This is a genomic window from Actinomadura sp. KC216 (assembly GCF_004348535.1).
In the GTDB taxonomy this organism is placed as follows: domain Bacteria; phylum Actinomycetota; class Actinomycetes; order Streptosporangiales; family Streptosporangiaceae; genus Spirillospora.
The window spans coordinates 1-5,664 of record NZ_SMJX01000435.1 but is presented as its reverse complement, the minus strand read 5'-3'; the positions used below and the strand labels follow the sequence as shown (position 1 = coordinate 5,664).

Annotated in this window: 4 protein-coding genes and 1 riboswitch; of the genes, 1 reads left to right on the top strand and 3 read right to left on the bottom strand. The window is 74.3% G+C overall.

Annotated features, from left to right (window positions below; translation table 11 throughout):
* Window positions 1–574, bottom strand: a 574-nt coding sequence (locus E1264_RS39320; RefSeq protein ID WP_132182127.1) for an alpha/beta family hydrolase, incomplete at its 3' end; no start/stop codon positions are given.
* A gap of 50 nt (window positions 575–624) precedes the next feature.
* Between E1264_RS39320 and E1264_RS39315 the strand changes: the two genes are divergently transcribed.
* Window positions 625–1,050: a PPOX class F420-dependent oxidoreductase gene (locus tag E1264_RS39315; protein ID WP_132182125.1), complete on the top strand. Its 426-nt coding sequence runs from the start codon at window positions 625–627 to the stop codon at window positions 1,048–1,050.
* Here the strand turns inward: E1264_RS39315 and E1264_RS39310 are convergent.
* Together E1264_RS39310 and gcvP are read right to left on the bottom strand one after the other, a co-directional pair.
* The gene (locus tag E1264_RS39310) at window positions 1,047–2,159 is read right to left on the bottom strand and encodes a tetratricopeptide repeat protein (protein ID WP_132182123.1); all 1,113 of its coding nucleotides are present in this window, start codon (window positions 2,157–2,159) and stop codon (window positions 1,047–1,049) included. The genes E1264_RS39315 and E1264_RS39310 overlap by 4 nt on opposite strands.
* 121 nt (window positions 2,160–2,280) lie before the next feature.
* Entirely contained in the window at window positions 2,281–5,151 is a 2,871-nt protein-coding gene (gene gcvP / locus E1264_RS39305) for an aminomethyl-transferring glycine dehydrogenase (RefSeq protein WP_132182121.1), read from the bottom strand.
* A 173-nt stretch (window positions 5,152–5,324) separates the two neighbouring features.
* Window positions 5,325–5,419, bottom strand: a riboswitch (glycine riboswitch).
* Between the last annotated feature and the right edge of the window lie 245 nt (window positions 5,420–5,664).

Genomic DNA, 5,664 nt, shown 5'->3' with positions numbered 1-5,664 from the left:
GCCACGGCTCCGCCGCCCTCCCGACCGCGGCGGGATCCCGGTTCAGATCGTGGCGCTCCCCCGCCAGCACCGTCACCTCCGCCGCGTCCGCCTTCTCCGGCACGCCGAACGGGTCGCGGTCGCCGTTGACGACGAGAACCTCCACCCCCGCGGAACGCAGCTCGTCCACCCGCGTCTTCTCCGGCCTGCCGGGAGGGTGCAGCGGGAAAGCCAGCGCGAGGACGCCCGCCGCGCCCGCGGCCGTCGCCGTCCGGCACGCCACCCTGGCGCCGTTGCTCCGGCCTCCCTGCACGAGCGGAACGTTCCCGGCCCTGTCCCTCAGCAGGCCGACGATCTCCAGCCACGCCTCGTCCTGCTTGGCCGCGGGGCCGGGCGCGCGGCGTCCCGCGAGCCGGAACGGCTGCGTCACCCGCGCCACCGCGCCGCCGAGCCCGAGCGCGGTCTCCCGGACGGCCAGCAGGTCGGGCGCGTCGACGCTCCCGTTCGACCCGTGCGTCAGGACCAGCAGGAACGCGGGGGCGTCCACCTCGTCCAGCGCCACCCTCGCCGGCCCGTGCGCCGTCACGACCTCCATCCGCCCACCGTAGCCCGCCCCCGAAACGATCATTGCGGCAGACTGGGCGGATGGAGCACATGACCGACCTCGAATGGCGCGCGTTCGTCTCGGCGGGCACCCGGACCGGCAAGGCGGCCGTCACCCGCAAGGACGGCGCACCGCACGTGACGCCGATCTGGTTCGTCCTCGACGGCGACGACGTGCTGTTCAACACGGCCCGCACCAGCCTCAAGGGCCGCGTCCTCGCCCGCGACCCGCGGATCTCCATCTGCGTGGACGACCAGACCCCGCCGTACTCCTACGTGATGCTCCAGGCCGAGGCGTCCCTCATCGAGGACCTCGGCGAGATGCGCCGCTGGGCCACCGTCATCGGCGCCCGGTACATGGGCGCCGACCGAGCCGAGGAGTTCGGGGCGCGCAACGCCGTCCCCACCGAGTACCTCGTCCGCGCCCGGATCACCCGGGTCGTCGCCGAACGCGGCATCGCCGACTAGCGCTCGGACCGGTCGGCGGGGCCCATGGCGAGGCGGAGCCGCTCCGCGAAGCTCTCCTGCAGCAGCGGGCCCCACACGTAGTCGCCGGGCACCTGCACCGCCTTGTCCAGCGCGTCGTGCGCCTCGCCCGCGCGCCGGTCCTCCGGGGCGTCCGCGTGGCGGACGGCCAGCAGCGCGTACATGTGGTCGAGGGCCCCGAACGCCTCGCCGGTGAGGGCCGGGAGCGTCCCGTCCGACACCGCCTGCTCGACGACCGGCTCCCACCACAGGTCGGCCGGGTCGGCGTCGTCCTCGTCGCCGCCGAAGTCGCGGCGGAGCCGCGCCCGGACCTGGCCCGCGGTCGACGGGTCCGACAGCCCCCGCCGCCACACCTCCGCCGCCTCACCGGCCCGTCCCCGCAGCGGCAGCGTCCGCGCCAGCAGCTCGGTGGCGAGCGGCCCGACCTCCGGGTCGGACGGCTCCTCCCCCAGCGCCGCGCCGAACGACCCGATCGCCTGGTCGAGGTAGGCGATGCCGAGCGCGACGGCGAGCCGCCCGTACGCGTATGGGGCGGTGCCGCGGTCGATCAGCTTGAGCCCGGCCGCCAGGACCCGCTGCGCCCGCGCGGGCTCGCCGCGCTCCAGATGCCGCTGCGCGAGGTCGTGCGCGGCGGGCGGCCCGTACTCGGCGTCGCCCGTCGCGAGCACCGCCTCCCAGTGGCCGCGCGCCTCGTCGAACTCGCCGGCGCCGTCGGCGATCCGGGCGAGCGCGAGATGGGCGGGCGGCAGGTAGGCCGGGTTGCCGAAGCCGACCACCGTGCGCCACGCGGGCGCCGCCTCGGCGTGCTCGCCGGCGCGCTCGTGCGTGAGCGCCAGGTGGTAGGCGGCGCGCGGACCGTACTCGGGGTCGCCGGTGGCGATCGCCGCCCGGTCGGCGTCGCGGGCCCGCTCGACCTCCCCGGCGTCGTCGAGGACGACCGCCAGCCCGAGCGCGGCCTGCGCCCGGCAGGACGTCTCGCCGAGCTCCAGCACCTTCTCGAACAGCCGCGCCGCGCGCCCGGCCTCACCGTTCTCCGCGAGACTCCGCGCCTCCTCGCACATCCGCGCCGGGTCATCGGTAACGGGACTCATCAGTCTCTGCCCTCTGAGGTCGGGGGTCCGCAGAGAGCCTAGCGATCCCCCGGGCCCGCGTCTCGCGACGCCGCCGTTCGATCCTCGAAGGCCCCGCGGCCTTCGAGGATCGAACGCCCTGTCAGTCCTCGAACACCTCCGGGGGCGGGCAGGAGCAGAGGAGGTTGCGGTCGCCGTAGGCCTGGTCGATGCGGCGGACCGGCGGCCAGTACTTGTCCTCGCGGAGCGCCGGGACGGGGTAGGCGGCCTCGTCGCGGCTGTAGGCGTGCTTCCAGTCGTCGGAGATCAGGCACGCGGCGGTGTGCGGGGCGTGCTTGAGCGGGTTGTCCTCGCGGTCGTAGCCGCCGTCGGCGACCCGCTGGATCTCCCGGCGGATCTCGATCATGGCGTCGCAGAACCGGTCGAGCTCGGCGAGGTCCTCGGACTCGGTCGGCTCGATCATCAGCGTCCCGGCGACGGGGAAGGACAGGGTCGGGGCGTGGAAGCCGTAGTCGATGAGGCGCTTGGCGACGTCCTCGGCGGTGATCCCGGTCTCCTTGGTGATCTTGCGGAGGTCGGCGATGCACTCGTGCGCGACGAGGCCGTTGCGGCCGGTGTAGAGGATCGGGTAGTGCGGGCCGAGGCGCGCGGCGAGGTAGTTGGCGGCGACGATGGCGCCCTCGGTGGCGGCGGTCAGGCCGTCCGGGCCCATCATCGCGATGTACGCCCACGAGATCGGCAGGATGCCCGCCGAGCCCCACGGGGCGGCGGAGATCGGGCCGACGCCGCTCTCGGGCCCGGCCTCGGCGCGCAGCGGGTGGTTCGGCAGGAACGGGGCGAGGTGCTCGCGGACGCCGATCGGGCCGACGCCGGGCCCGCCGCCGCCGTGCGGGATGCAGAACGTCTTGTGCAGGTTGAGGTGCGAGACGTCCGAGCCGAACTCGCCGGGACGGGCCAGGCCGACGAGCGCGTTGAGGTTGGCGCCGTCGACGTAGACCTGGCCGCCCGCGTCGTGCACGGCCGCGCACACGTCGGTGATCGTCTCCTCGAACACGCCGTGCGTGGACGGGTACGTCACCATGATCGCGGCGAGCCGCTCGCCGTGCTTGCCGATCTTGGCGTGCAGGTCGTCGAGGTCGACGTTGCCGCCGTCGTCGCACTTCACGACGACGACGCGCATCCCGGCCATGACGGCGCTGGCGGCGTTGGTGCCGTGCGCGGACGACGGGATCAGGCACACGTCCCGGTGCCCCTCCCCGCGGGAGGCGTGGTAGCCGCGGATCGCGAGCAGCCCGGCCAGCTCGCCCTGGGAGCCCGCGTTCGGCTGGACCGACACCTTCGCGTACCCGGTGATCTCGGCGAGCGCGGACTCCAGCTCGCCGATCAGCTCGACGTACCCGGCGGCCTGGTCGACCGGCGCGAACGGGTGGATGTTCGCGAACTCCGGCCAGGTGATCGGCTCCATCTCGGCGGTCGCGTTCAGCTTCATCGTGCAGGACCCGAGCGGGATCATCGAGCGGTCGAGCGCGACGTCCTTGTCCTGGAGCTTGCGCAGGTAGCGCAGCATCGCGGTCTCGGAGCGGTGCGCCTGGAAGACGGGGTGGGTCAGGTAGGGGCTCTCGCGGCGCAGCGTCTCCGGGAGCGCCTCGGCCACCTCGCCGGCCTCGGCGGCGCCGAACGCCTCCAGGACGGCGGTGACGTGCGCGGGAAGGGTCGTCTCGTCGCAGGCGATGCCGACGTGGTCGGCGTCCACGGGGCGCAGGTTGATGCCGCGTTCCAGGGCCGCGGCCACCACCTCGGCGGCGCGTCCGGGCACCCGGGCCAGGACGGTGTCGAAGAACGCGCCGTGCACGACCTCCACGCCGCTCTCGCGCAGCCCGGCGGCGATCTCGGCGGCGCGGCGGTGCGCCCGCTGCGCGATCGCGGCGAGCCCCTCCGGCCCGTGGTAGACCGCGTACATGCTCGCCATGACGGCGAGGAGCACCTGCGCCGTGCAGATGTTGCTGGTGGCCTTCTCGCGCCGGATGTGCTGCTCGCGGGTCTGGAGCGCCAGCCGGTGCGCGGGCGCGCCGTCGGCGTCGACGGACACGCCGACGAGCCGTCCGGGGAGCTGCCGCTGGATGCCCTCGCGGACCGCCATGTAGCCGGCGTGCGGGCCGCCGAACCCGAACGGCACGCCGAACCGCTGCGCCGAGCCCACGGCGATGTCGGCGCCGCACTCGGCGGGCGGGCGCAGCAGCGTCAGCGCGAGCAGGTCGGCGGCGACGACCGCCTGCGCGCCGCGCTCGTGCGCCTGCGCGATGACGGGCTCCAGGTCGCGGACGGCGCCCGACGCGCCCGGGTACTGCAGCAGCACGCCGAACACGTCGCCCTCGGGCAGCCCGCCGGACAGGTCGGCGACGACGACGTCGATGCCGAGCGGGACCGCCCGCGTCCGGACGACCTCGATCGTCTGCGGCAGCACGTCCGCGTCGATAAGGAACGTGCCCGGTTCCTTCCGCTTCGCGACGCGGTTGGCGAGGGCCATGGCCTCGGCGGCGGCGGTCGCCTCGTCCAGCATGGACGCGTTCGCGACCGGCAGCCCGGTCAGGTCGGCGACGGCCGTCTGGAAGTTCAGCAGGGCCTCAAGGCGCCCCTGGGATATCTCCGGCTGGTAGGGGGTGTAGGCGGTGTACCAGCCGGGGTTCTCCAGCACGTTCCGCATGATCACGCCCGGGGTGATCGTCCCGTGGTAGCCGAGGCCGATCATGGACGTGCGGACGGAGTTGCGGGCGGCGAGCTCGCGCAGCCGGTCCAGCGCGGCGGACTCGCTCAGCGCGGGCGGCAGGTCCAGCGGCCGGGACGTGCGGATCGCGGCCGGGACGGCGTCGTCGATCAGCGCCTCGACGCCCGAGTAGCCGATGGCGGCGAGCATCCGCGCCTGGTCGTCGGGCGACGGGCCGATGTGCCGGTCGGCGAACGCGGCCCGCGGGTGCTGCGGCGCGGCCACGGGGGCGAAGAACTGGGCGGTCATGGAGGGCCTCCTGGCTGCTGCGGTCGCTCAGGTGCACCGCCTGGCGCGCGGGCCGGGCGGCCATCTCCCCCTCTGTCATGGGCACCTGAGAGCTTCGCCCGCGCCGCGGGGTTTCCCCTTCGGTGAGCCGCCTTCCCGCGCTGCGGGATTCGACGCCTGCTTTCCAGAGGTGCCTCGCCCGAGCGGTCCTTTTGCCTGAGAGGTTCCGGGGAGGTTGCCCCTTCGGCGCCCCACGCTGGCTGCGTGGGATCTCTCCCGCACAGGGTCGACGGCATGTCCAGGACAAACCCTACCCAAAGATCGGTCGCCGCGATCACATCGGGTCCCGCCGCGCCCCGCCGCGCGGGACGGTACCCGTACCTGCCAGTACGATGTGCAGTCCCACCTGGGACGGAACGGGCCTCGGGCGACGCGGACGGACAGGAGCGTCGAGCGGAGCTCGTCGGTTGAATGGCGGTGGGTGGGGGCTGGAGAAGAGCGTCGAGCGGAGCTCGTCGGTTGAATGGCGGTGGG